Consider the following 21,852-nt stretch of genomic DNA (forward strand, 5'->3'; position numbering starts at 1 on the left):
GTCGCCCGCGCGACCCATTTGCGATCCGCGCGCGGGCGGAACGCTGTTGGAAGCAAGAATTGATAAGGAGGACGCGGATCTCCCCGCGTCCGAGCGTGGCGTTGTCGAACCGACCCTGGCGGAAAAGGAAGCCGCCTACGAGAAGTTCGTCTGGGACAATCTGAAGCGCAACTACATCGGCAACTATCTGCACGGCATGCTCGGCATGACCGGCTTTCGCCTGATCAACGCGCCGACCTTCCTGCCCGCCTATCTGCACATGATTTCCGGGTCCAATACCATCGTGGGCCTGGGCCTGGCGCTGCAGCAGGTCGGCAGCGTGATCTCGCCGATCTTCGGCGCCACCCAGATCGAACACCGGACCAAGGTCATGCCCGCGGCCATCTGGATGGGGGGCCTCGCCCGCGTCCAGATCGTCGGCATGGCCCTGGCCGGATGGTTCATGTCGGACAAGCCGCTGGTCGTGGCCATGCTGGTCCTGATGTTCCTGTTCGGGCTGTTCATGGGCACCCAGCGGGTGGTCTTCGGCCTGCTGATGGCCAAGGTGATCCCGCTCAGCCGGCGCGGCCGCCTCCAGGCCTGGCGCAACGCCACAGGGGGGCTGATCGCCGCGATCCTCGCCTGGGCCGCCGGGAAATATCTCATCCAGGGCAATATCTTCGGCAACGGCTACGCCACGACCTTCGCCCTGGCCGCCTTCCTGACCAGCATGGGCCTATGGGCGCTGCAGATCCTGCTCAAGGAGCCGGAGCCGCCCAACCTCCCGGCCCAGGCGAGGTTCCGCGACCGGGTGAAGGACTTCCCGCGCCTGATCATGTCGGACCGCGGCTACGCCTGGTTCCTGGTCGTGCAGATGGTGGCCACCGCCAGCCGGATCGCCACCCCGTTCTACATCATCTACGTCTCGTCCTCGATGCAGCTCGACGGCAAGACGCTGGGCCTGCTCAGCCTGGCCTTCCTGGGCGCCGACACGCTGTCGAACCTGCTCTGGGGCTATCTCGGGGACAAGACGGGCTTCCGGCTGGTGCTGGTCGCCTCGCTCGCGGCCTGGGTGGCGGCGACAGCGCTGCTGATGATCAACCACCATCCCTGGGCGATCTTCCTGGCCTTCTTCGGCCTGGGCGGGGCGCAGTCCGGCTACATGATGGCGGCCCAGACCATGATCCTGGAGTTCGGCTCCCGGGCCGAGATGCCGATGCGCATCGCCATCTCCTCGACCGCCGAGGGCATCATGGCCTCGCTCGGCCCGCTGGTCGGCGGCTTCGTCGCCGACCATTACGGTTTCGACGTGGTCTTCGGCGCCTCGATCGGCTTCCTGGTCGTCGGATTGATCATCCTGCTGACGGTGGTGAAGGAGCCGCGCAAGGCCCGGCTGGCGGCGGCGACGCTGGATCCGTGACATGAGGCCCGAGAAGGAACCCGAGATCATCGACCTGGCCGCCCGCCGCAAGGCGGCCCAGGCCCAGGCCGCCGCCGAAAAGGCGGCCAGGGAGAAGGCCGCCCGGCTGGCGAAGTCGGGCGGCTCGATGCTGGGCGGGCGCAGGCACGCCGGACTGATCCTGGCGGCGGTGGCTCTGGGTCTTGCGGCGCTCTTCCTGCTGCCGCGCCTGCTCTGAAGCGACCGCCTCTAAGCCCCTGGACCTCGTCCGGTCGCCGCCTCCGCCGAGATCGGCGCATTGGGCAGGGTGGGCGAGCCTGGAATGCGCGGCGCGCCGGAGGGCAAGGGCGCGGCAGGGTCGAGAATGAACGACAGCAGGTCGTCCCACACCACCGGCCCCTGGCGGTCGCGCGTCATCAGGTGCCAGCCCTTGGCGTAGAAGGCCGAGCGGTCGGTGGGCTTCAGGCGTTCCGCGGCCTCGAACGACGGCTCCTTGGGGATGATCTGATCGTTGGCCCCATAGATATAGAGGACGGGAACCTCGATCTCACCGGTCGACCTCCAGGCGCTCTCCATCAGGCTGACGAGGCCATAGAGCGCATCGGACCGCGCGCCCCAGGTCATCAGCGGATCGCGCCCCATGGCGATCAGTTCCTCGATATTGTCGGTCGGCTTCACCCGCCTGGTCAGCCAGCGCGGCGGCTCGTAGACCTTGCCGGCCGTAAAATGCGCCGCCATCCACAGCATGGTCCGATAGGGCAGCGGCTGGTTCGACCAGCCCCAGACGGCCGGCGCCATCAGGATCAGGCGGTCGGCGGCCGGCGGCTGGTCCGAGGCGAACGCCTCGATCGCCACCGCCCCGCCCATGCTTTCGCCGGCCACGACCACCGGGACGCCCGGAAACAGCGCCCGCACAGCAGAGGTCAGGGTCCGCAGGTCCTGGACCATCAGGTCGTCGCCGCCCCACACGCCGCGGTGGGGCGAGCGGCCGAAGCCGCGCTGGTCGATAGCGAAGGTCGTCACGCCATGTTCGGCCCAGTAGGGCGCGGCCAGGTGGAAGGCGTTGGCGTAGTCGTTCATGCCGTGCAGGGCGACGACCACCGCCCGCGGGGGGCTTTGGGCCTCCCAGCGGGTGAGGCCGAGCCGCGCGCCATCGAAGCTGACGAAGGCGTCGGCCTCCAGCCGCGGCCCCAAGAAGCCCGTCGGCGGCGCGCCCGCCTGCTGCACCATCAAGGGGGTGCAAGCGCCCAGCATCAAGGCGGCGGCTATGGCGGCGAGACGTCTCACCCGCAGAGAATCTCCCGAACCCTCTGGCGAAGATAAGGCGTCACCTCGGCCTCGAACCACGGATTGCGCTTCAGCCAGCCGGTGTTGCGCCAGGAGGGATGCGGCAACGGCAGATAGTCCGGCGCATAGTCCCGCCAGGCGCGGACGGTCTCGGTCATGTTGGCCTTGGCCCTGTCGCCCAGCGCCCAGGCCTGGGCGTAGCCGCCGACCAGCAAGGTCAGTTCGACCTTGGGCAGATGCTCCAGCAGCGGCGCCCGCCAGAGCTTGGCGCAACGCGGCGGCGGCGGATAGTCGCCGCCCTTGGGGTTGGTGCCGGGAAAGCAGAAGGCCATGGCCGCCACCCCGATCTCCGGCCGGCCATAGAAGGTTTCGGAATCGACGCCCATCCACTGGCGCAGACGGTCGCCGGAAGCGTCCGTGAACGGCAGGCCGCTTTCGTGCACCCGCCGCCCTGGCGCCTGGCCGCAGATCAGCAACCGCACCTGCCGGCGCAGGAACACCACCGGCCGCGGCTCGTGCGGCAGCTCGCCGGCGCAGGCGCGGCAGGCGCGGATTTCGTCGAGGAGTTCGGGCAGGCCCATGCCCGCCGATATGGTCCTAAGCGTCGGGCGCGTCCACCGCCTGCGGCGCCGGAAGCTGGTCGCCCTCCATGGGCAGGCGCAGCCGATAGACGCCCTTGAACTTTTCCGGATCGGCAGGTTTCCCGTGCCGGGTGATGACGATCCTGCCCTGGCGCGCCAGGCCCCGCGCGGTGTTGCGCACATGACCGGTCAGGCGCCGCCAGTTCTCGTTGTCGGCGGCGCGCGCCACCTCCTCGGACGAGGCCGACTTGCCCGGCGCCAGCTTGCCCAGCACGTCCAGGATCACCGCTTCCATGTCGACGGCCATGCTCAGCCCCCGCGCTTGAGGGTTTCGCGGGCGATGACCACCTGCTGGATCTGGCTGGTGCCTTCGTAGATGCGGAAGATGCGCACGTCGCGATAGAGGCGCTCGATCCCATAGTCGGCGACATAGCCGGCGCCGCCGAAGATCTGCACCGCGCGGTCGGCCACTCGGCCGACCATCTCCGAGGCGAAGTACTTGGCCGCAGCCGCCTCCATGGTGACGCTCTGGCCCGCGTCTCGCTTGCGGGCGGTCTCCATGGTCAGGGCCTTGGCGGCCAGGGCCTCGGTCTTGGAGTCGGCGATCATCCCCTGGACGAGCTGAAAGTTCGAGATCGTCTGGCCGAACTGCTTGCGCTCGGTCGCATAGGCCACGCAGTCGGCGATCAGCCGCTCGGCCACCCCGATGCAGACCGAGGAGATGTGCAGCCGGCCGCGGTCCAGCACCTGCATGGCGACCTTGAAGCCCTCCCCCTGGCCGCCCAGGCGGTTCTCGGCCGGCACGCGGACATTGTCGAACACCACGTCGCAGATGTGCGCGCCCTGCTGGCCCATCTTCTTCTCGGGCTTGCCGACCGACAGCCCCGGCAGGTTGCGCTCGACCAGGAAGGCGCTGACCCCGCCGCCGCCCGGCTTGCCGGGATCGGTGCGGGCCATCACCGTGAACAGGTCGGCCTTGTTGGCGTTGGTGATGAACCGCTTGGAGCCGTTCAGCACGTAATGGTCGCCGTCGCGCAGGGCGCGGGTCTGGACGTTGGCGCTGTCGGACCCCGCCTCCGGCTCGGTCAGGGCGAAGGAGGTGATGATCTCGCCCGAGGCGATGCCCGGCAGGTACTTCTCCTTCTGGGCCTCGGTTCCGAACATCACCAGGCCCTGGCTGCCGATGCCGACATTGGTGCCGAAGGCCGAGCGGAAGGCCGGGCTGGTGCGGCCAAGCTCCACGCCGACCAGGCACTCGTCCTCCATGGAAAGGTCCAGGCCCCCGAACTGCTCGGGAATCGAAAGGCCGAACAGGCCGAGGCCCTTCATCTCCTCGATCACCTCGCCGGGGATCGCATCGTTCTCGGCGACCTGCGCCTCCAGCGGGCGCAACCGTTCGCTGACGAACCGCCGGACGGTGTCGATGAGCTGTTCGCGGGTTTCGAGGTCCAGGGCCATGGCGGTATCTCGGCTATTGGCAGACGTGCTGATCCGCCGGGGTCTCGGCGAACTTGGAGAGGGTGACGCTGATAACTGGATCGGGCCAGACCTCATAGCCCACCGCCCCGGCGGGCACGGCGCAGATCGTGCTCGCCTTCTTCATCAGCTTGCCGCCGCGCAGGGCGGTGATCTCGGCCTCGTAGGCCAGCGGCCGGGTCAGGCCGTTCCAGACCTTGAGGATCGACTGGCGCTTCTCGACCGAGGCGTCCAGGGCGAAGGCGAGCCTGCCCGCGCCAGTCCCCTTGTAGGTTTCCTGGCCGTCCGGCGCGGCCATGCCGATGCGGCCGGCTTCGACCTCCACCAATTGCGGCTGGCCGGCGTCATCCAGGCCGATCGTCGCCCGCTGACCGGTCATCAGTTGCAGGCGACCTTCGGCGACCTTGGTCTCCGGATCCAGCCCGGCGGCCTTCAGCGCCTCCAGCGGAATCTGCGGCGCCTGGGCGACGGCCGCGCCGGCCAAGGCGAGGGCCGCCAGGGCGATCGCCGCCCGCCGCACGGTCAGGCCTTGGCCAGGGCCAGGGCCGAGCCTTGGCCGACGCCGACGCACATGGTCGCCAGGGCGCGCTCGCCGCCGGTCTGCTTCAGGGTGCGGGCCGCCGTCAGGGCGATGCGCGCGCCCGAGGCGCCCAGCGGGTGGCCGATGGCGATGGCCCCGCCATGGGCGTTCACATGGGCCGCATCGTCGGCCAGGCCCCAGGCGCGGGTGCAGGCCAGGGCCTGCGCGGCGAAAGCCTCGTTCAGCTCGATGACGTCGAAGTCGCCGACCTTGATCCCCAGGCGCGCGGTCAGCTTCTCGACCGCCGGCACCGGACCCACGCCCATGACCCGCGGGGCGACGCCGCCTGCCGCGCCCGCCTCGATCCGCGCCAGCGGCTCCAGGCCCAGCTTCTGCACCATGTCGGCGCTGGCCAGCAGCAGGGCCGCGGCCCCGTCGTTGACGCCCGAGGCGTTGCCGGCCGTCACCGTACCGCCTTCGCGCACGATGGGCTTCAGGGCCGAGAGCGCATCGAGGGTGGTGTCGGGGCGCGGATGCTCGTCCTGGCTCACCACCGTCTCGCCCTTGCGGTCCTTGATGGTCACCGGCGTGATCTCGCCCTCGAAGAAGCCCTGGGCGCGGGCCGCGCCGACGCGGGCCTGGCTGCGCTGGGCGAAGGCGTCCTGGTCCTCGCGGTTGATCTGGTAGTCGGTGGCCACGTTCTCGGCCGTCTCGGGCATGGCGTCGACGCCATAGGCCTTCTTCAGCGCGGGGTTCACGAACCGCCAGCCGATGGTGGTGTCGTAGATTTCCGGGCTGCGCGAGAAGGCGGCGTCTGGCTTGGCCATCACGAAGGGCGAGCGGCTCATGCTCTCCACCCCGCCGGCCACGATCAGATCGGAATCGCCCGAGGCGATGGCCCGCGCCCCGGCGATCACCGCATCCAGGCCCGAAGCGCAAAGGCGGTTGACCGTCATGCCCGGTACGGTTTGCGGCATGCCCGCCAGCAACAGCGCCATGCGCGCCACATTGCGGTTGTCCTCGCCGGCCTGATTGACGCAGCCGTAGATCACCTCGTCGACCCTCGCCCAGTCGAGCTTGGGATAGGCCGCCATCAGCGCCCGCAAGGGATAGGCGGCCAGATCGTCGGCCCGAACCTTCGACAGGGCGCCGGCATAGCGGCCGATCGGCGTGCGCAGCCCGCCACAGAGATAGACAGTCCGGCCTTGCATCCTATGTCCCCGCCGCCTAGTTCGCTTCGGGCTGCAAACTAGTGTTTGAGGGCGCAGCGGGCAAACCCTTCATAGGGGTCAGGGGACGGAATGGACGGCGGCGAAGAACTCGAGATCGGCGGCTGGAAGCATCAGGTCGTCAAGGACGGCGAATGGGCCGGCTGGGTGCTCTACGGCAATGACCCGTTCGAAGACCACGCCGGGCCGTTCTATTATCGCGTCGACGACAGCGGCCAACGCGTGTGCGCCATGCGCGCCGAGCGGCATCACATGAACGGCGGCGGCTTCATGCATGGCGGCGCCATCATGACCTTCGCCGACTACTGCCTGTTCGTGATCGCCCGCGACGACCTGCAGGACAGCCGCAGCGTCACGGCCCAGTTCAACGGCGATTTCGTCGGCGCCGTCCCCGAGGGCGCGTTGGTCGAGTGCCGCGGCGAGGTGGTGAAGGCCGCCCGCAGCATGGTGTTCGTCCGCGGCCTCATCACCACCGGCGGCGAGCCGGTGATGAACTTCTCGGCCATCATCAAGAAGACCCGGCCGCGGACCGCGTGATGAAGAAGCTCGACGCTCAAACCGCCCGGCGGCTGGCGCCTTCGGCCATCATGGTCTTGGTCGCCGGGCCGGTGTTCCTGTTCATGGCCACCGACCTCGTGCTGTTCGCGGCGATCAGCAGCGCGCACAAGCCCACCGCCGCGACGCAGGTCGCCGATCTCTCCATGGAGATCGTGATGTGCATCTTCGCGGGCCTGCTGAGCGCCTTCGGCGCCCGGACGATCTGGCGGGCGCTGAAGGAAGATTAGCCGCGCTCAGGGCGCGATCTTCGCCTCGATCCGGCTGACGCCGTAGACGCTGCGCCAGGCCTTCCGGTCGCCGCCGGAGACCAACCGCCACGGCGCCTCCTTTGCGGCCAGGGGCGCGCCGTCCGCTTTGTCGGCCAGGATCACCACGTCGTCGTGGAAGTCGCGGTCGAGTTCGGCCAGCGAATAGACCGCCTTGAAGCCGTCCGCGCCCTGCACCACCACGAAGGCCCGCAACGGCTCGCCGTGCAGCCTGGCGCCGACCGGCAGGCCGCCGGCGCGCAGCACATAGCTCAGCACCGGTCCTTCATAGGCCTTGGCGCCCATCTTCACCGTCTCGCGCGGCAGGCCGGCGAGATCGGCCTCGCCCAGCACCTTCACCGCCCCGCTGGGCGCGACCACGGTCAGGTCGGCCGCCCCCGCGACGGCCGGCGCCGCCGCCAGCGCCAGGCCGAGCAGCAGCGCCCTCACATGCCCGCCTTGGCCGCGGGACGAGCGCGCATCACGTCCGCCCAACGATGCAGGTTGGCCAGGTCCTCGGGGATCGGCAGCTTGATCATCCGGGTGAAGTCGATGCCGACGAAGGCGATGATGTCGGCGATGGTCAGGCGGTCGGCCGCCAGCCATTCGCTCTCGCCCAGGCGCCGGTCCAGCACCTTCAAGCCCTTCAGCCCCACCTCGCGGTTGTATTCGCCGACCTGGGGGTTGGGCGCCTCCAGCGCGGCCAGGGCCGGATGGGTGTGGCGCACCGCCATCATGAACGGATTGGCCACCAGCATTTCCGCCCGCCGCAGCCACATCTCGATCACGGCGGCCTCCTCCGGCGTGCGGCCGAACAGGTTGGGCTCGGGATAGCGGCTTTCCAGATACCGGCAGATGGCGACGGATTCGGTGATGGTCGTCCCGTCATCCATCTCCAACGCCGGCACGTTGGGCAGGGTGGTTCGCGACAGATAGCCGGGCTGCTTGTGCTCGCCCTGCAGCAGGTTGAGCTGGACGATCTCGATGTCGTCCACCCCCTTCTCGGCGAGGAACCAGCGGACACGCCGCGGATTGGGCGCATAGGCGGTGTCGTAGAGTCTCATCGCGGTTCTCCGGGCTATTGGCCGAACAGTTCCCGGGGCATGGCGCCGACCAGCGCCCCGGTCATGCAGGTGGCGAGGAAGCCGGCGACCAGCGCCTTCCACACCATGCCGATGATCTCGTTGCGCCGCTCGGGCATCAAGACGCCCATGCCCGACACGGTTATCCCGACTGACCCCACGTTAGCGAAGCCGCAGAGCGCATAGGTCATGATCATCCGGGTGCGCTCGCTCATCTCCTCGACCGGCACCGCGCCGAGCTGGATGAAGGCGATGAACTCGGTCAGCATCAGCTTCACGCCCAGCAGGTAGCCGGCCTTCAGCGCCTCGTCCCAGTGGACGCCCATGGCCCAGGCCAGCGGCGCGAACACCACGCCCAGGATGCGCTCGACCGTCAGCGGCTCGCCCAGCACCGGCGGAAACACCGACAGAAGGCCGTTGCCGATCGCCACGAAGGCCACGAACACGATCAGGATCGCCGAGATGTTCAGCACCACGGTCAGGCCGTCCATCGTGCCCTTGCTGATGGCGTCGATAGAGCTGTCGTATTTCAGCAGCGAGCCGTAGTCGGCGTAGAAGCCGCCCTGGCCCGCCTTCTCCGGCACCATGATCCGGGCCAGCAGGATGCCGGCCGGAGCCGAGATGATCGAGGCGACCAGCACGTGCGCCGCCGCGTTCGGCAGCACCGCCTTCAGGATCGTCGCATAGGCCACCATGGTCGAGCCGGCCACCGTCGCCAACCCGACCACGATCATCAGGAACAGCTCAGAACGGGTCAGCTTGTCGAGATAGGCGCGGATCACGATCGGGCTTTCGATCATGCCCAGGAAGATGTTGGCCGCCACCGCCAGGGCCGAGGCGCCGCCCAGCCCCATGGTCTTCTGGAACAGCAGGCCGAAGGCCCGGGTGATGAGCTTGAGTATCCCCCAATGCCAGAGCAGGGCCGACAGCGCCGAGATCACCAGGATCAGCGGCAGCACCTGGAAGGCGAATACGAAGAGCGCGCCGGTGTTGGTCACCTGATAGGGCTGGTCGCCGCCGCCCATGTAGCCGAACACGAACTGCGTGCCCTTGGCGGTCGCCGCCGCCAGGCCGTCGACGCCGTCGTTCACCGTCTGGATCAGCCCTTGGGCGCCCGGCAGACCGAACAGCAACAGCACCAGCCCGATCTGCACGGCGATGGAGCCGAGGGCCAGCTTCCACGGAAAGGCCCTTTTGTTCTCCGATAGCGCCCAGCAGACGGCGACGACGAATCCTAGCCCCGCCAGGCTCTGGGCGTTTTCAGCTCGGAACATTCATGGCCCCCGGATCGCTCCCCAGCGACCCAAATCTACCCGCCGCGCGGATGCTTGCAGCGTCCTCGCCGCAATTGTCACGCCCGAGCCGGGCGAGGCAAGCGCCGCCGTCGCAGGCTTGACGATTCCGATTTGCCGCCTATTTAGTTGTGTACAATTAAATTTGGAGAAATCTAATGAGCATCCTCTACGCCACCCAGGCCCGCGCCGTCGGCGGCCGCGCCGGCCATGTCGAATCCCAGGACGGCCTGCTCAGCCTCGACCTCGCCCTGCCCAAGGAACTGGGCGGCAAGGGCGGCGGGACCAATCCCGAGCAGTTGTTCGCCGCCGGCTACGCCGCCTGTTTCGAAAATGCGGTCCGCTACATCGCCGGCCAGCAGAAGATCCCGCTCAAGGGCGCGGCGGTGACCGCCACCGTCGAGCTGCACCCGCGCGAGGGCGGCGGCTTCCAGTTGGGCGTCGCGCTCGACGCCGAGACCCAGGGGCTCGACCAGGCCGCGGCCGAGGCGCTGGTCGCCGCCGCCCACCAGGTCTGCCCCTATTCCAACGCTATTCGCGGCAACGTCGATGTTGGGATATCCGTAACGGCGCGATGACGACGAAGACCGCCCCTTCCAAGACGCCGGCCGCACCCGCGGCCGGCGACCTGCTGGCCCTCGACAACCAGCTCTGCTTTGCGCTCTACGCAGCCAGCGGCCTGGTGACCCGGGCCTACCGGCCTTTGCTGGAGCCGCTGGGCCTGACCTATCCGCAGTACCTGGCGATGCTGGCCCTGTGGGAGCAGGCGCCGCGCACCGTCAAGGCGCTGGGCCAGGCGCTGGAGCTCGACTCCGGCACCCTGACGCCGCTGCTCAAGCGCTTGGAAGCGGCCGGCTACGTCACCCGCACCCGCGACGCCGATGACGAGCGCCGCGTGCAGATCGCCCTGACGCCCGCCGGCGCGGCCCTCAAGGACAAGGCCGCGGAGATTCCCGCCGCCCTCGCCTGCCGCCTGGACCTGCCTGCCCAGGACATAGCGTCCCTGCGCGCGACCCTGCAGGCCCTGGCCCGCCGCATGAAGGCCCAGCAGCCCTAGCTGGCGCCCAGCCGCGCCAGCACCTCGCGCGGGATGCCGTAATGCTCGATGGCCGGACGCTGGTTGCGGATACCGCAGGCCTCGCGCTGGATGAAATAGTGCCACACCGCCTTGGCGGCGGCCTTCAGCAGATCGGCGCGCTCGCCCTCCCCGCCCCCGGCGTCGAAGTCGCGCAGGGCCTGCAACGCAACCTCCACCTTGCGGCCCGCAACACCCAGGGCGTAGCCGCGCTCCTCCTGGATCTCGTAGTCGAGGATGCTCGCCCCGGTCTGGAAGGTCAGTCCGAGCGCGCTCTGAGGCATGCGGAGATTGGACATGCCGCGAGTATGCCGCACGCCGCCCCCGCGGCAAGCCGAGCCTTTGCGAACGCTCCCGCACCTCGCCCGTTAGATGCTCCCCCCTCTGGGGCAGGGCAATCGCATATGGCTCCGATAAGCGGCGGTAGCCCACTTCGCGTGTCGTCCCGGAAAGCGCGCAGCGCTTATCCGGGATCCATGAACGCCTGAGCTTTCAGGCTCTGGCGCCGCCGAGACGGATTCTGAACCGCCTGTGTTCATAGGTCCCGGTCTTGCTTCGCAAACCGGGAGGACACCCGTATGCGATAGCCCTGCCTTCTGAGGGAGCATCTTTCATCGCGATGGGAGAGGAGGAACCCCTATTTCCCCGTCAGTTCCTTCACCAGCGCCGCGCGGCCGTAGACCTTGTCCAGCGCCTCGGTCGCCGCCGAAGTCGCCACGACCACTGTGCGGTTGATCGTTCCGTCATAGCCGAAGGCCCCGCCCAGCGAGTGGATGTTGCCGTCGAAGGCTGCGCCCAGCACCTCGCCCCTGGCGTTCACCACCGGCGAGCCGGAATTGCCGCCGATGATGTCGTTGGTGGTGACGAAGTTGTAGACCGTGGACGGATTGACCTTGTCCCTGGCCGCGATCCAGCGCGGCGCCAGTTGGTAGGGCTCGGCCCCGGTGGCGCGCTCGTAGAGGCCGGCGAAGTCGGTGGTCGGAGGCACGGTGGTCCCGCGATACGTCCACCCGTCGACCTTGCCGTAGGAGAGCCGCAGGCTGAACGTCGCGTCGGGATAGACCGCATCGCCATAGGCCGCGAACTTGGCCCGCGCCACCCGCTCGGCGGCCGCGTCGGTCGGGCCCTGCACCTCGGTCTCCCAGGCCTTGCGCACGGCGCGCGCGGCCGGATCGTTGCGCAGGAAGAGCTGGATCATCGGGTCGTCCGAGGCTTCGATCGCCGCCAGGCCGCCGTCCCACAGCGCCTTGCGCACCGCCGGATCGCCCAGCCTGGAGCCGGCGACGACGCGCTTGGCCAGACCCTCGGGGCTCTCCTTGCCCAGCAGGGCCTTCACCGCCGGGTCGTCGGTGGTGAGATATTCCCGCGTCTTGGAGAGCCAGAAGCCGAGATAGGTCTCTTCCAGGGCCGGATCGACCGGCTTGGCGTCGAGCAGTTGCTTTTCCTGCAGCGACAGCCGGGTGTCGGCGTATTCGGGCAACCGCTCGGCGCTGGGCTTGGTTCGCTCCTGGGCGGCGCGCACCAGCGTCTCGGCATAGTCGTAGAGGTGCGAATAGGTCGCCCCGCCCTCGATCTGGCGATAGCGCAGGTAATTGTTCGCATAGGCCGCCTGGGCCTTTTCGATGTCGGTCCACGGGTCGCCGATATCGGCGGCCAGCTTGGGATCGGCGGCGACCTTGGCCCTCAGCGTGGCTTCCTCGGCGCGCTTGGCGTCCATGAAGGCCTTGTCGTTCAGCGCGAACTGCTGGCCGAAGAACACCTTGAACGAGTTCTCGATGCCGAACAGCGGATCGGTGGCCACGCGCTTCTGCTCGGGGCCCTCCTCGGAGAAGCGGATCAGGCGGCCGCGAATTTCCGAGCGCTGAAGCTGGCCGACGGGAATGGTCAGGTCGCGCAGGGTCTCGAGCTGGGAGACCGTCATCAGGCGGTTGGTGGAGCCGGGATTGCCCGAAACGAACGTCGCCTCGCCCGCCTGTGGGGCGCGGCCGACCCAGGTCAGGTGCTGGGGCGTGACCGCCGGCTTGCCGTTCTCGTAAAGGCGCACGAAGCCGATATCGAGATTGTAGCGCGGGAAGTTGAAGTTGTCGGGATCGCCGCCGAAGAAGGCCGTGGCGAACTCGGGCGCGAAGACCAGGCGCACGTCCGAATACTTGCGGTACTTGTAAAGCTTGTACTGGCCGCCGCGGTAGAGGCTGATCACCTGGCAGCGGACGCCGGGATCATCGCCGCAGCCGGCCTGCTCGGCCGCCGTGATCGCCGCGTCGCGGGCGCGCACGAAGTCCTGGCCGCTCTTGCCGGCCGCCGCCGAGGCGACCTGCTTCGTCACGTCGGTGATCGAGGCCAGGATCTCGGCCTGCATCCCCGGGCATGTCTTCTCGTCCTCGCGCGAGGCGGTCATGAAGCCGTCCTGCACGAAGTCCTTGTCGCCGGACGAGAGGTCCTGGACGCATTCGACCACGCAATGGTGGTTGGTGAAGACCAGGCCCGACTTCGAAACCACCGAGGCCGAGCAACCGGTGGTCAGGCGCACCGAGGCGGCCTGCACGCGGTCCAGCCATTTCTGGTCGAGCTTGAGCCCGTAGGCCGCATTGACCTTGGCCAGCGGGAAATTGTCGAAGGTCCACATGCCCTCGTCGGCCAGGGCAGGGGCGGCGGGCAACAGGAACGCCGCGGCCAGGCCGAGGCCTGCGGCGGAACGCGAACGGATCATGCTTGAGGCTACCCAGGATGACGCGGGCGCCCAGGACCGCCCGCCGGATGTAACTCCGTAACACCGGCGCCCGCGGCTGAACAGGGGCGCAGGCGGCCTGCCTTACCTCGATTTAACTAGGTTCTTCAGCCCGTCCGGCTCACATCCTGAGCCCAGGAGGGCGCGCCATGTCACTGGCTCTTGCGACACTGATCTTCGAATGGCGGCGCTATCTGGCGGCCGTCATCGCGCTCGCCTTCTCCGGCCTGCTGATCCTCGCCCAGGTGGGCATGTTCACCGGCATGATCCAGGCGGCCACCGCCACCATCAACCGCTCGCGCGCCGACCTGATGATCATGCCGGCCAAGTCGGAAAGCCTGGTCAATTCAGGCCCCTCCAGCCTGCCGCGCCGCATCGGGCCCCAGCTCTACCTCAATCCCAATGTCGCCGAGGTCGCCAGCTTCGACGGCGGCGGCGGCCGCTGGACCAACCAGCCGCTGGACGGCCAGAAGCAGGTCACCACCTGGGTCCAGGTCAACATGGTCGACACCGAGCCGGGCGCCCTCACCCTGCCGGTCGACTATCCCGAAAGCGTGCGCCTGGCGCTGATGGAGCCCAACGCCATCGCCATCGACCGCTCGGCCCTGGGCCGGCTGGGCGTGAAGCTTGGCGACACCGCCACCGTTAACGGCAAGGCGGTCCGCGTCCGCGCCCTGCTGGACGGCTATCCCGACATCAACCAGGCCTCCATCGTCGTCTCGCGCGACACCCTGCGCCGCCTCGGCATGATGGAGCGCGGCGAGAAGACCGGCCCGCTGATGGTCCGGTTGAAGGATTCGGCCCAGGCGGGGATCGTCCGCGACCAGCTCAACGCCAGCGCCAAGGGCGCCTATCGCGCCTGGACCCGCGACGAACTGGCCAAGGCCAACGAGGGCGCGCTGATGAAGGAGCAGATCATCGGCGTCTTCCTCGGCTTCTCGGTGTTCCTGGGCTTCCTCATCGGGGTCGGCATCACCTCGCAGACGCTGCGCGGCGCCATCCTCGCCAACATCAAGGAATTCGCCTCCCTGCGGGCGCTGGGCGTCTCCATGGGCTCACTGCGGCTGATCGTGCTGGAGCTGTCCTTCTGGGTCGGGGTGGTCGGACTGGGCGCCACCGCCCTCTTCACATTCCTGGTCTCGTTGCTGGCCAGGAGCGGCGGCCTGCCCATGGGCTTTCCGCCCGCCTGGGTCGGCGCCGTCGCCGTGCTGCTGATGGTGATCTCGCTCGCCTCCGGCCTGATGGCCCTGGGCGTCCTCAAGAAGAGCCAGCCGGCGGACCTGCTGCGATGACCGCTTCCCCGCTCAATCCGATCGCCCTGCAGGGAACCGGCCTGGTCAAGCGCTTCAAGACCGGCCGCACCCACATCGAGGTGCTGAAGTCGGTCGACTTCGACTGCCGCCATGGCGAGATGACCATGGTCATGGGCCCGTCCGGCTCTGGCAAGTCGACCCTGATCGCGGCGCTTTCTGGTCTGCTGCGGCCAGACGCCGGCCAGGTCACCGCCCTGGGCGAGGATCTCTGGAACCTGCGGCCCGGCAGGATCGACAAGTTCCGCCTCGATCACTGTGGCTTCATCTTCCAGGGCTTCAACCTGTTCGGCGCGCTCAGCGCCCTGCAACAGGTCACCACCATCCTGAAATACAAGGGATACTCGCCCGCCGAAGCCAAGGAGCGCGCGGCCCTCGCCCTCACCGAGGTCGGCCTCGGCGCCCGCCTCGACCAGCGCCCGGCCGAGCTTTCCGGCGGCGAGAAGCAGCGGGTGGCCATCGCCCGCGCCCTGGCCAAGGAGCCGCGGCTGCTGTTCGCCGACGAGCCGACCAGCGCCCTCGACGGCGAGAACGGCCAGATCGTCATCAAGCTTCTGCAACGGGCGGCCAAGGACCACGGCGCTGCGGTGATCTGCGTCACCCACGATCCGCGCCTGGAAGCCTATGCCGACCGCATCATCCACATCGAGGACGGCCGCATCCTCGACGACCGCCGCACGGCGCCGGCAGGCGTTCGCGGCCCACATCCCGAGCTCGTCGGAGCCTGAAGAGACCATGTTCGACTTCGTCAGATCTCACCGCATCAAGATCGCGCTCGTCGCAGCGCTCGTCCTCCTGGGCGGCGGCGCGGCCGTGCTGTCGAGCCAGGCCAAGGCCAGGAAAGCGGCGGAGGCCAGGGTCGCCGCCGCGGCCGCGCCCAAAAGCCCCTTCGTCGCCGTCGCCAACGGCAAGGCCGATGTCGAGGGCGGCATGATCCAGGTCGCCGCCCGCCGGGCCGGCATCGTGCGCGAGGTCTATGTCCAGGAAGGCGACAAGGTGGCCAAGGGCCAGATCCTCGCCCGCCAGGAGGACGACGAGCCCAAGCTCTCGGCCGCCCGCGCCGCCGCCGCGGTGGAACAGGCCAAGGCCCAGATGGCGCAATACCAGGTCCAGCTCTCGGTCGCCGAGCGCGAGCACAGGCGCCTGCAAGGCCTGGTGGCCACCAACTTCGTCGCCGCCCAGAAAGTCGACCAGGCCGCCGACCGGATTCGCGAAGCCCAGGCCAACCTCCAGGCCCAGCGCGCCGCCGTCGCCACCGCCCAGGCTGCGCTGGAGGAAGCGCGCTACAATCTCGAACTGACCGTGATCCGCGCGCCGACCGACGGCCGCATCGCGCGCCGCTACGCCAATCCAGGCTCGGGCGCCTCGACCCTGAACGTCTCCAACATGTTCGACCTGGAACCGGACGCCCCGCGCATCGTCCGCGCCGAGATCGCCGAAGGCTCGCTGCCGCACGTGGTCATCGGCCAGACCGTGCAGATCGCCCCGGAGTCCGAGCCGACCAAGGTCTACGCCGGCAAGGTCCTGCGCCGCGCCGCCGTCTTCGGCGCCCGCAAGCTGCAGTCGGACGACCCGACCGAACGCGCCGACGACCGCGTGGTCGAGGTGGTGGTCAGCGCCGACAGCGCCCCCTTCCTCATCGGTCAGCGGGTGCTGGTGAAGTTCATGCGCGGCGGCGCCCAGGCCCTGGCGGCGCGTTAGGCTTCGACAGCCGAACGAGGCTCCCCTCCAGGCAAGGATTGGAACGCTTGACGTCATCCCGTCCGCGCCGCACAAACCGCGGCGAATTTCAAACCCCTGTTTGGATGGGAGACTTCCATGGCGGACATCCGTTTCGACGGTAAAGTCGCGATCGTGACCGGCGCGGGCGGCGGCCTTGGCCGTCAGCACGCCCTCGAACTGGCCCGCCGCGGCGCCAAGGTGGTGGTCAACGACCTGGGCGGTTCGGTCGACGGCTCGGGCGGCTCGTCCGCCGCGGCCGACGCCGTGGTCGCCGAGATCAAGGCCGCCGGCGGCGAAGCCATCGCCAACGGCTCGTCGGTGACCGACGACGCCGGCGTCGCCCTGATGGTCAAGCAGGCCATGGACGCCTGGGGCCGCATCGACATCCTGATCGCCAACGCCGGCATCCTGCGCGACAAGTCCTTCTCCAAGATGGAGCTGGCCGACTTCGAGCTGGTCCTGAACGTCCACCTGATGGGCACCGTGAAGCCCACCAAGGCGGTCTGGGAGATCATGCGCGAGCAGAACTACGGCCGCATCGTGGTCACGACCTCTTCGTCGGGCCTCTACGGCAATTTCGGCCAATCGAACTATGGCGCGGCCAAGCTCGGCATCATCGGCTTCATGAACACTATCAAGCTCGAAGGCCAGAAGAACAACGTCCACATCAACGCCATCAGCCCGGTCGCCGCCACACGCATGACCGAGAACCTGATGCCGGCCCCGGTGCTGGAGAAGCTCAAGCCGGAATACGTCACGCCCGGCGTCGTCTACCTGGCCTCCGAAGAAGCCCCGACCGGCGCGATCCTGACCGCCGGCGCCGGCGCCTTCGCCCTGTCGCGCATCTACGAGACCGAGGGCGTCTATCTCGGCGAGGACGGCCTGTCTGTCGAGGAAGTCCGCGACAACTGGGCCAAGATCTCCGACCCGGCCGGCCAGCAGGCCTATGTCAACGGCGGCGAGCAGAGCGGCAAGTTCTTCCGTAAGCTGCAAGGCGGCTAGGCGCTACACGTCATAGGCGCAATTTGAGCGGGCGGCGTTCCCTTGCGGAACGTCGCCCGTTTTTGTTTCGACGAATTCACTTGCGGCGCCCTAGGTGATCGCGCGTAACCTATCGCCCGGCCAGCGTCCCTCAGAGGCGCGGTCTTCGATAGGGAGAAAACAGACTTGCCTCAGGCCCCCACGGCGCGGCGAACCGCACGCCTGCCGCTTTCCACCGCCCTCGCCTTCGCCGGGACCAGTCTGCCGATTTCGGCGGTGGCGATCGCGATCTCGGTGTTCCTGCCTCGCCATTACGCCAGCCACCTGGGCGTCGATCTCGCCGTCGTCGGCGCAGCCTTCTTCCTCGTCCGCATGATCGACATCCCGATCGACGGCCTGCTCGGCTGGGGGATGGACAAGACCCGCACCGCCTGGGGCCGCTACCGGGTGTGGACCATCCTCGGCGCGCCGGTGCTGATGGCCGGCATCTACTTCCTGTTCATGCCGCCGACCGGCGTGGGCCGGGCCTATCTGATCTTCTGGCTGCTGGTCATGTACCTCGGCAACTCGATCCTCACCCTCTCGCACGTGGCCTGGGCGGCGACGCTGGCGCCGCACTATGACGACCGCTCGCGCCTGTTCGGGGTGATCACCGCCATCGGCGTGCTGGGCGCGGCCGCCATCCTCGGCATCCCGATCGTCAACGAGGCCCGCGGCGCGGCCGATTCCGGCAATGTGGCCACCATGGGCTGGCTGATCTTCCTCCTGACGCCGCTAGCGGTGGCCCTGGTCATCTGGCGCACGCCCGAGAAGATCGCGCCCGAAGTCCCCGGCCACAGCTTCCGCCTGCGCGACTATGCGGCCCTGATCGCCCGCCCGTCCTTCGCCCGCATCCTGCTAGCCGACCTCTGCCTGTCGCTCGGCCCGGGCTGGATGAGCGCCCTCTACCTGTTCTTCTTCACCGACAGCCGTGGCTTCACCACCGGCCAGGCCTCGATCCTGCTGGCGGTCTACATCCTGGCCGGTTTCGCCGGCGCGCCGCTGATGGGCCGCCTGGCGACCAAGATCTCCAAGCACCGCGCGGTGATGGTCGCCACCACCGGCTATTCCCTCGCCCTGATCTCGCTGATGGCGATCCCGCAGGGGAACATGGCGGTCGGCGTCGTCCCCATGTTCGTCGCAGGCTTCCTGGCCGCCGGCTTCAACGTGCTGACCCGCGCCATGACCGCCGACATCGCCGACGAAGTCCGGCTGGAACAGGGCCGCGAGCGCTCGGGCCTGCTCTACGCCATGACCGTCATGACCACGAAGATCGCCGGCGCCTTCTCCATCGGCCTGACCTTCTTCGTGCTCTCGCGCGTCGGCTACATCGCCAAGGAGGGCGCGGTGAACACGCCCCAGGCGATCCACAACCTCGAACTGGCCTATCTGATCGGCCCGATCGTGTTCGTTATGCTGGGCGGGGCCTGCATGATCGGCTACCGCCTGGGGGCCGAGCGCCACGCCGAGATTCGCCGCCAGCTCGACGAGCGTGACGCGCTCTACGACGAAGACCCAGGCCTGGAGACGATCACCGTCGAGGCCGCCAACCCAGTTCCGGCCCAGGCCGGCCAGTAACCTTCTGCTTGCGGCGGCCCGGTCTCGGGCCGCCGATTTTCCTTCCCGCCCCGCACATTTTCAAAGGGGCTAGATATTTGAGGCGATCATGGCGAATTCCGCCCCCGGCAGCACACGGCTGCCTCTGCCCGTCGTTCTGGCGTTTTCCTCCACAGCCCTGCCCATAGCCGCCATCGGCCTGGTGATGGCGGTCTACCTCCCGCGCTTCTTCGCCAGTCAGATCGGCCTGTCCCTGGCGGCCGTCGGCGGGGCCTTCACCATCGTACGCCTGATCGACCTGGCCCTCGACCCGCTGCTGGGCATGGCCATGGACCGCACCAATCTGCGCATGGGCCGCTATCGCCCCTGGCTGGTGCTGGGCGCGCCGATCGTGATGTTGGCGGCCTACATGCTGTTCATGGCGCGCGCCGGCGCGGGCGAGCCCTATCTCATCGGCTGGCTGCTGGTGCTCTATCTCGGCGTTTCGATCCTGACGCTTTCCCAGGCGGCCTGGGGCGCCTCGCTCGCCACCGACTACAACGACCGCTCGCGGGTCTATGGGATCATCCAGGCTGTCGGGGTGGTTGGCGCCGTCCTGATCCTGCTGCTGCCGCTGGCGCTCGGCAAGCAAGGCGAGGGCGCCAGCGGCGTCCACGCCATGGGCTGGTTCTGCATCATCGCCATTCCGGTGACGCTGGCCCTCTGCGTGCTCATCACCCCTGAACGGGTCGCCCCCGACAACGACCGCGAGAAGGTGACCCTGGCCGACTACTGGAACCTGATCCGCCGCCCGGAGATGGCGCGCCTGGTCTTCGCCGACCTGTTCCTGGCGCTCGGCCCTGGCACCACCTCGGCGCTCTACCTGTTCTTCTTCCACGACGCGCGCGGCTACACCGGCCAGCAGACCGGCGTGCTGTTGGTGTTCTTCATCGCCGCGGGCCTGCTGGGCGCCATCTTCTGGGGCTGGCTGGCCCAGAAGATCGGCAAGCACCGGACCCTGATCGTCTCGACGGTGGCCTATGCGATCACCCAGTCGGCTCTGATGCTGATCCCGCCGGCGGCCATGCAGCTCGCCATTCCCGGCATGATGTCGGTCGGCTTCGTCTCCTCGGCCTTCATCCTGCTGGTCCGCGCCATGGTCGCCGATGTCGCCGACGAGGTGCGCCTGGAGACCGGCAAGGAGCGCGTCGGCCTGCTCTACGCCCTGGTCACCACCACCCAGAAGATCGGCTCGGCCATCACCGTCGGCATCAGCTTCACCGTCCTCGACATCGTCGGCTACGACGCCGCCGAAGGCGCGGTGAACACCCCGCAGGCCATCCATGGCCTGGAGCTCTGCTACGTCTTCGCCCCGATTCTGCTGGTGTTCTTCGGCGGCGGCGCGGTGATCGGGTGGAAGCTGGACGCCAAGCGCCACGCCGAGATTCGCCACCAGCTCGACGAGCGCGACGCCCTGGCCGCCCAGGCCGGCTTGCTGGAGACCGTCAGCGGCGTCAGCCTGGCGACCGACGAACGAAAATAAGCGCTGCGCTTGCGCCCCCGTCCGCGGGGGCCAAGCCCCGCCTCACCCCAGCGCCTTCGCGGCGGCCAGGAAGGCCTTGGCCGCCGGGCTGCCTGGGTCGGTGGCGGTCATCGGCCGGCCGTCGTCGCAGGCCTGGCGCAGCGCGACCTCCAGCGGGATCTCGGCCAGCACCGGAACCCCCAGCTTCTCCGCCTCGGCCTTGGCCCCGCCCGAGCCGAAGATCGGGATCGGCGCGCCGGTGCTGGGGTCGCTGAAGAAGGCCATGTTCTCGATCACCCCCAGGATCGGCGTCGCCGTCTTGCGGAACATCGAGGCCGCCCGCCGCGCATCGATCAGCGCGATCTCCTGCGGGGTCGAGACGATCACCACCCCGTCGATCTTCATCTTCTGGATCAGGGTGAGCTGGATGTCGCCGGTGCCCGGCGGCAGATCGACCACCAGCACGTCCAGCGGCCGGCTTTCCGAGCCCCAAGCCACGTCGTTCATCATCTGGCGGACCGCCGAACTGGCCATCGGCCCGCGCCAGATCATCGGCGCGCCCTCGTCGACCAGGAACCCGATCGACATCACCTTCAGCCCCCAGGCCTCCAGCGGCTGCAGCTTGCCGTCCACGAAGGCCGGCTCGCCGTCGATCCCCAGCATCCGCGGCGCCGAGGGGCCGTAGACGTCGGCGTCCAGCAGCCCGACGCTCAGGCCCTGGGCTGCAAAGGCGGCCGCCAGGTTCACCGAGATGGTCGACTTGCCGACCCCGCCCTTGCCGCTGGCCACCGCGATCACCCGCTTGACGTGATCGGGGCGCGCAGCATCGACCGGCGGCGCGGCCGCGGCGCGCGGGTCGGGCGTCACCCGCGCCCCCTTGCGCACCCGCGTCACGCCTTCGGCGGGCGCGGCCGACGCATGTTCGGAGGTCAGCACCACCTGCGCCTTCTCCACCCCCGGCATGGCGGCGAGCGCCGCCTCGGCCGCATCGCGCACCGGCGCATAGAGGGCGGTCTCTCCGGCCGGAACCTCCAGCATGAAACCGGCGCGGCCGTTGCGGATGCTCAGTCCACGGACCATGCCGGCGCTGGACAACCCCTTGCCGGTCTTCGGGTCGAGCACGCGATCCAGGGCGGAAAGAAGCGCCTCGCGGTCTGGGATTGTCGGCTGCATGCTGGCCTTTGTCTTGCTTTAACCGGAGTTGGGCCACATATCCGGCTCACAGCGCCGGTTTACAAGCCCAGGCCTGGGCGAACGACGCGGCCGCGCCGACACGAAAGCAAGACGACGC

General features: G+C 68.7%; 24 protein-coding genes. 12 read left to right on the forward strand and 12 right to left on the reverse strand.

Annotated features, from left to right (window positions below; genetic code table 11):
• Window positions 1–46: 46 nt before the first annotated feature.
• The gene (locus ACE3TL_RS00945) at window positions 47–1,399 is read left to right on the forward strand and encodes an MFS transporter (RefSeq protein ID WP_374576781.1); all 1,353 of its coding nucleotides are present in this window, start codon (window positions 47–49) and stop codon (window positions 1,397–1,399) included.
• A 1-nt stretch (window position 1,400) separates the two neighbouring features.
• Complete coding sequence (locus ACE3TL_RS00950) at window positions 1,401–1,616, forward strand: hypothetical protein (RefSeq protein ID WP_374576782.1); 216 nt, start codon at window positions 1,401–1,403, stop codon at window positions 1,614–1,616.
• Between the two features lie 11 nt (window positions 1,617–1,627).
• Here ACE3TL_RS00950 and ACE3TL_RS00955 read toward each other — a convergent pair whose 3' ends face one another.
• The 6 genes from ACE3TL_RS00955 to pcaF are packed head-to-tail and all read right to left on the reverse strand — an operon-like array spanning window position 1,628 to window position 6,453.
• Complete coding sequence (locus ACE3TL_RS00955; RefSeq protein WP_374576783.1) at window positions 1,628–2,665, reverse strand: lysophospholipase; 1,038 nt, start codon at window positions 2,663–2,665, stop codon at window positions 1,628–1,630.
• On the reverse strand, window positions 2,662–3,246 hold the full coding sequence (locus ACE3TL_RS00960; protein ID WP_374576784.1) for a uracil-DNA glycosylase family protein: 585 nt from the start codon (window positions 3,244–3,246) through the stop codon (window positions 2,662–2,664). The genes ACE3TL_RS00955 and ACE3TL_RS00960 overlap by 4 nt, the downstream gene beginning before the upstream one ends.
• A 16-nt stretch (window positions 3,247–3,262) precedes the next feature.
• Window positions 3,263–3,553, reverse strand: a complete 291-nt coding sequence (locus ACE3TL_RS00965; RefSeq protein ID WP_374576785.1) for a DUF3253 domain-containing protein — start codon at window positions 3,551–3,553, stop codon at window positions 3,263–3,265.
• Window positions 3,554–3,555: 2 nt separating this feature from the next.
• The gene (locus ACE3TL_RS00970; protein WP_374576786.1) at window positions 3,556–4,704 is read right to left on the reverse strand and encodes an acyl-CoA dehydrogenase family protein; all 1,149 of its coding nucleotides are present in this window, start codon (window positions 4,702–4,704) and stop codon (window positions 3,556–3,558) included.
• A gap of 13 nt (window positions 4,705–4,717) precedes the next feature.
• On the reverse strand, window positions 4,718–5,242 hold the full coding sequence (locus ACE3TL_RS00975) for a hypothetical protein (protein ID WP_374576787.1): 525 nt from the start codon (window positions 5,240–5,242) through the stop codon (window positions 4,718–4,720).
• Between the two features lie 2 nt (window positions 5,243–5,244).
• Window positions 5,245–6,453 (reverse strand): 3-oxoadipyl-CoA thiolase, encoded by a 1,209-nt coding sequence (gene pcaF, locus ACE3TL_RS00980; protein ID WP_374576788.1) that lies wholly within the window; start codon window positions 6,451–6,453, stop codon window positions 5,245–5,247.
• 90 nt (window positions 6,454–6,543) lie between these two features.
• Here pcaF and ACE3TL_RS00985 point away from each other — a divergent pair, with 90 nt between their 5' ends.
• A complete protein-coding gene (locus ACE3TL_RS00985; protein WP_374576789.1) occupies window positions 6,544–7,008 on the forward strand; it encodes a PaaI family thioesterase in 465 nt (154 codons plus the stop codon).
• Window positions 7,008–7,256: a hypothetical protein gene (locus ACE3TL_RS00990; RefSeq protein WP_374576790.1), complete on the forward strand. Its 249-nt coding sequence runs from the start codon at window positions 7,008–7,010 to the stop codon at window positions 7,254–7,256. The genes ACE3TL_RS00985 and ACE3TL_RS00990 overlap by 1 nt, the downstream gene beginning before the upstream one ends.
• 6 nt (window positions 7,257–7,262) lie before the next feature.
• Here the strand turns inward: ACE3TL_RS00990 and ACE3TL_RS00995 are convergent, their stop codons facing one another.
• The 3 genes from ACE3TL_RS00995 to ACE3TL_RS01005 are packed head-to-tail and all read right to left on the reverse strand — an operon-like array spanning window position 7,263 to window position 9,630.
• Window positions 7,263–7,724: a molybdopterin-binding oxidoreductase gene (locus ACE3TL_RS00995; protein WP_374576791.1), complete on the reverse strand. Its 462-nt coding sequence runs from the start codon at window positions 7,722–7,724 to the stop codon at window positions 7,263–7,265.
• Window positions 7,721–8,338 (reverse strand): glutathione S-transferase family protein, encoded by a 618-nt coding sequence (locus ACE3TL_RS01000; protein WP_374576792.1) that lies wholly within the window; start codon window positions 8,336–8,338, stop codon window positions 7,721–7,723. The genes ACE3TL_RS00995 and ACE3TL_RS01000 overlap by 4 nt, the downstream gene beginning before the upstream one ends.
• Window positions 8,339–8,352: 14 nt before the next feature.
• On the reverse strand, window positions 8,353–9,630 hold the full coding sequence (locus tag ACE3TL_RS01005) for a NupC/NupG family nucleoside CNT transporter (RefSeq protein ID WP_374576793.1): 1,278 nt from the start codon (window positions 9,628–9,630) through the stop codon (window positions 8,353–8,355).
• Between the two features lie 176 nt (window positions 9,631–9,806).
• Between ACE3TL_RS01005 and ACE3TL_RS01010 the strand changes: the two genes are divergently transcribed.
• Together ACE3TL_RS01010 and ACE3TL_RS01015 are read left to right on the forward strand one after the other, a co-directional pair.
• Complete coding sequence (locus tag ACE3TL_RS01010) at window positions 9,807–10,226, forward strand: organic hydroperoxide resistance protein (protein ID WP_374576794.1); 420 nt, start codon at window positions 9,807–9,809, stop codon at window positions 10,224–10,226.
• Entirely contained in the window at window positions 10,223–10,705 is a 483-nt protein-coding gene (locus tag ACE3TL_RS01015; RefSeq protein ID WP_374576795.1) for a MarR family winged helix-turn-helix transcriptional regulator, read from the forward strand. The genes ACE3TL_RS01010 and ACE3TL_RS01015 overlap by 4 nt, the downstream gene beginning before the upstream one ends.
• On the opposite strand, the gene ACE3TL_RS01020 is transcribed toward ACE3TL_RS01015, so the two are convergent.
• Together ACE3TL_RS01020 and ACE3TL_RS01025 are read right to left on the reverse strand one after the other, a co-directional pair.
• Window positions 10,702–11,022 carry a DUF6665 family protein gene (locus tag ACE3TL_RS01020; RefSeq protein ID WP_374576796.1) on the reverse strand — a complete coding sequence of 107 codons (321 nt, stop codon included), beginning with the start codon at window positions 11,020–11,022 and terminating at the stop codon, window positions 10,702–10,704. The two genes, ACE3TL_RS01015 and ACE3TL_RS01020, sit on opposite strands and share 4 nt — an antisense overlap.
• A 338-nt stretch (window positions 11,023–11,360) precedes the next feature.
• Window positions 11,361–13,433, reverse strand: coding sequence for a S46 family peptidase (locus ACE3TL_RS01025; protein ID WP_374576797.1), 2,073 nt, complete (start codon window positions 13,431–13,433; stop codon window positions 11,361–11,363).
• Between the two features lie 167 nt (window positions 13,434–13,600).
• Here ACE3TL_RS01025 and ACE3TL_RS01030 point away from each other — a divergent pair, with 167 nt between their 5' ends.
• The 6 genes from ACE3TL_RS01030 to ACE3TL_RS01055 all read left to right on the forward strand — a co-directional run bounded on the left by ACE3TL_RS01030 (window position 13,601) and on the right by ACE3TL_RS01055 (window position 20,582).
• Window positions 13,601–14,743: an ABC transporter permease gene (locus ACE3TL_RS01030; RefSeq protein WP_374576798.1), complete on the forward strand. Its 1,143-nt coding sequence runs from the start codon at window positions 13,601–13,603 to the stop codon at window positions 14,741–14,743.
• Window positions 14,740–15,489, forward strand: coding sequence for an ABC transporter ATP-binding protein (locus ACE3TL_RS01035; RefSeq protein WP_374576799.1), 750 nt, complete (start codon window positions 14,740–14,742; stop codon window positions 15,487–15,489). Before ACE3TL_RS01030 ends, ACE3TL_RS01035 begins: the two co-directional genes overlap by 4 nt.
• 7 nt (window positions 15,490–15,496) lie before the next feature.
• On the forward strand, window positions 15,497–16,462 hold the full coding sequence (locus ACE3TL_RS01040; protein ID WP_374576800.1) for an HlyD family secretion protein: 966 nt from the start codon (window positions 15,497–15,499) through the stop codon (window positions 16,460–16,462).
• Between the two features lie 117 nt (window positions 16,463–16,579).
• Entirely contained in the window at window positions 16,580–17,485 is a 906-nt protein-coding gene (locus ACE3TL_RS01045; protein WP_374576801.1) for an SDR family NAD(P)-dependent oxidoreductase, read from the forward strand.
• 165 nt (window positions 17,486–17,650) lie between these two features.
• The gene (locus ACE3TL_RS01050) at window positions 17,651–19,081 is read left to right on the forward strand and encodes an MFS transporter (RefSeq protein ID WP_374576802.1); all 1,431 of its coding nucleotides are present in this window, start codon (window positions 17,651–17,653) and stop codon (window positions 19,079–19,081) included.
• Between the two features lie 88 nt (window positions 19,082–19,169).
• On the forward strand, window positions 19,170–20,582 hold the full coding sequence (locus ACE3TL_RS01055) for an MFS transporter (protein ID WP_374576803.1): 1,413 nt from the start codon (window positions 19,170–19,172) through the stop codon (window positions 20,580–20,582).
• Between the two features lie 42 nt (window positions 20,583–20,624).
• Here ACE3TL_RS01055 and ACE3TL_RS01060 read toward each other — a convergent pair whose 3' ends face one another.
• On the reverse strand, window positions 20,625–21,734 hold the full coding sequence (locus ACE3TL_RS01060; RefSeq protein ID WP_374576804.1) for an Mrp/NBP35 family ATP-binding protein: 1,110 nt from the start codon (window positions 21,732–21,734) through the stop codon (window positions 20,625–20,627).
• Between the last annotated feature and the right edge of the window lie 118 nt (window positions 21,735–21,852).

This window comes from Phenylobacterium sp. (genome assembly GCF_041920015.1).
GTDB lineage: Bacteria > Pseudomonadota > Alphaproteobacteria > Caulobacterales > Caulobacteraceae > Phenylobacterium.

What these genes read in the sequence shown, in the direction of transcription:
- ACE3TL_RS00970 (WP_374576786.1), bottom strand. Translation starts at nt 4,704, where the DNA reads ATGGCCCTGGACCTCGAAACCCGCGAACAGCTCATCGACACCGTCCGG.
- ACE3TL_RS01040 (WP_374576800.1), top strand. Translation starts at nt 15,497, where the DNA reads ATGTTCGACTTCGTCAGATCTCACCGCATCAAGATCGCGCTCGTCGCA.
- ACE3TL_RS00950 (WP_374576782.1), top strand. Translation starts at nt 1,401, where the DNA reads ATGAGGCCCGAGAAGGAACCCGAGATCATCGACCTGGCCGCCCGCCGC.
- ACE3TL_RS00960 (WP_374576784.1), bottom strand. Translation starts at nt 3,246, where the DNA reads ATGGGCCTGCCCGAACTCCTCGACGAAATCCGCGCCTGCCGCGCCTGC.
- ACE3TL_RS01045 (WP_374576801.1), top strand. Translation starts at nt 16,580, where the DNA reads ATGGCGGACATCCGTTTCGACGGTAAAGTCGCGATCGTGACCGGCGCG.
- ACE3TL_RS01030 (WP_374576798.1), top strand. Translation starts at nt 13,601, where the DNA reads ATGTCACTGGCTCTTGCGACACTGATCTTCGAATGGCGGCGCTATCTG.
- ACE3TL_RS01015 (WP_374576795.1), top strand. Translation starts at nt 10,223, where the DNA reads ATGACGACGAAGACCGCCCCTTCCAAGACGCCGGCCGCACCCGCGGCC.
- ACE3TL_RS01005 (WP_374576793.1), bottom strand. Translation starts at nt 9,630, where the DNA reads ATGTTCCGAGCTGAAAACGCCCAGAGCCTGGCGGGGCTAGGATTCGTC.
- ACE3TL_RS01055 (WP_374576803.1), top strand. Translation starts at nt 19,170, where the DNA reads ATGGCGAATTCCGCCCCCGGCAGCACACGGCTGCCTCTGCCCGTCGTT.
- ACE3TL_RS01000 (WP_374576792.1), bottom strand. Translation starts at nt 8,338, where the DNA reads ATGAGACTCTACGACACCGCCTATGCGCCCAATCCGCGGCGTGTCCGC.
- ACE3TL_RS00965 (WP_374576785.1), bottom strand. Translation starts at nt 3,553, where the DNA reads ATGGCCGTCGACATGGAAGCGGTGATCCTGGACGTGCTGGGCAAGCTG.
- ACE3TL_RS01010 (WP_374576794.1), top strand. Translation starts at nt 9,807, where the DNA reads ATGAGCATCCTCTACGCCACCCAGGCCCGCGCCGTCGGCGGCCGCGCC.
- ACE3TL_RS01060 (WP_374576804.1), bottom strand. Translation starts at nt 21,734, where the DNA reads ATGCAGCCGACAATCCCAGACCGCGAGGCGCTTCTTTCCGCCCTGGAT.
- ACE3TL_RS01035 (WP_374576799.1), top strand. Translation starts at nt 14,740, where the DNA reads ATGACCGCTTCCCCGCTCAATCCGATCGCCCTGCAGGGAACCGGCCTG.
- ACE3TL_RS01020 (WP_374576796.1), bottom strand. Translation starts at nt 11,022, where the DNA reads ATGTCCAATCTCCGCATGCCTCAGAGCGCGCTCGGACTGACCTTCCAG.
- ACE3TL_RS01025 (WP_374576797.1), bottom strand. Translation starts at nt 13,433, where the DNA reads ATGATCCGTTCGCGTTCCGCCGCAGGCCTCGGCCTGGCCGCGGCGTTC.
- pcaF (WP_374576788.1), bottom strand. Translation starts at nt 6,453, where the DNA reads ATGCAAGGCCGGACTGTCTATCTCTGTGGCGGGCTGCGCACGCCGATC.
- ACE3TL_RS00990 (WP_374576790.1), top strand. Translation starts at nt 7,008, where the DNA reads ATGAAGAAGCTCGACGCTCAAACCGCCCGGCGGCTGGCGCCTTCGGCC.
- ACE3TL_RS00985 (WP_374576789.1), top strand. Translation starts at nt 6,544, where the DNA reads ATGGACGGCGGCGAAGAACTCGAGATCGGCGGCTGGAAGCATCAGGTC.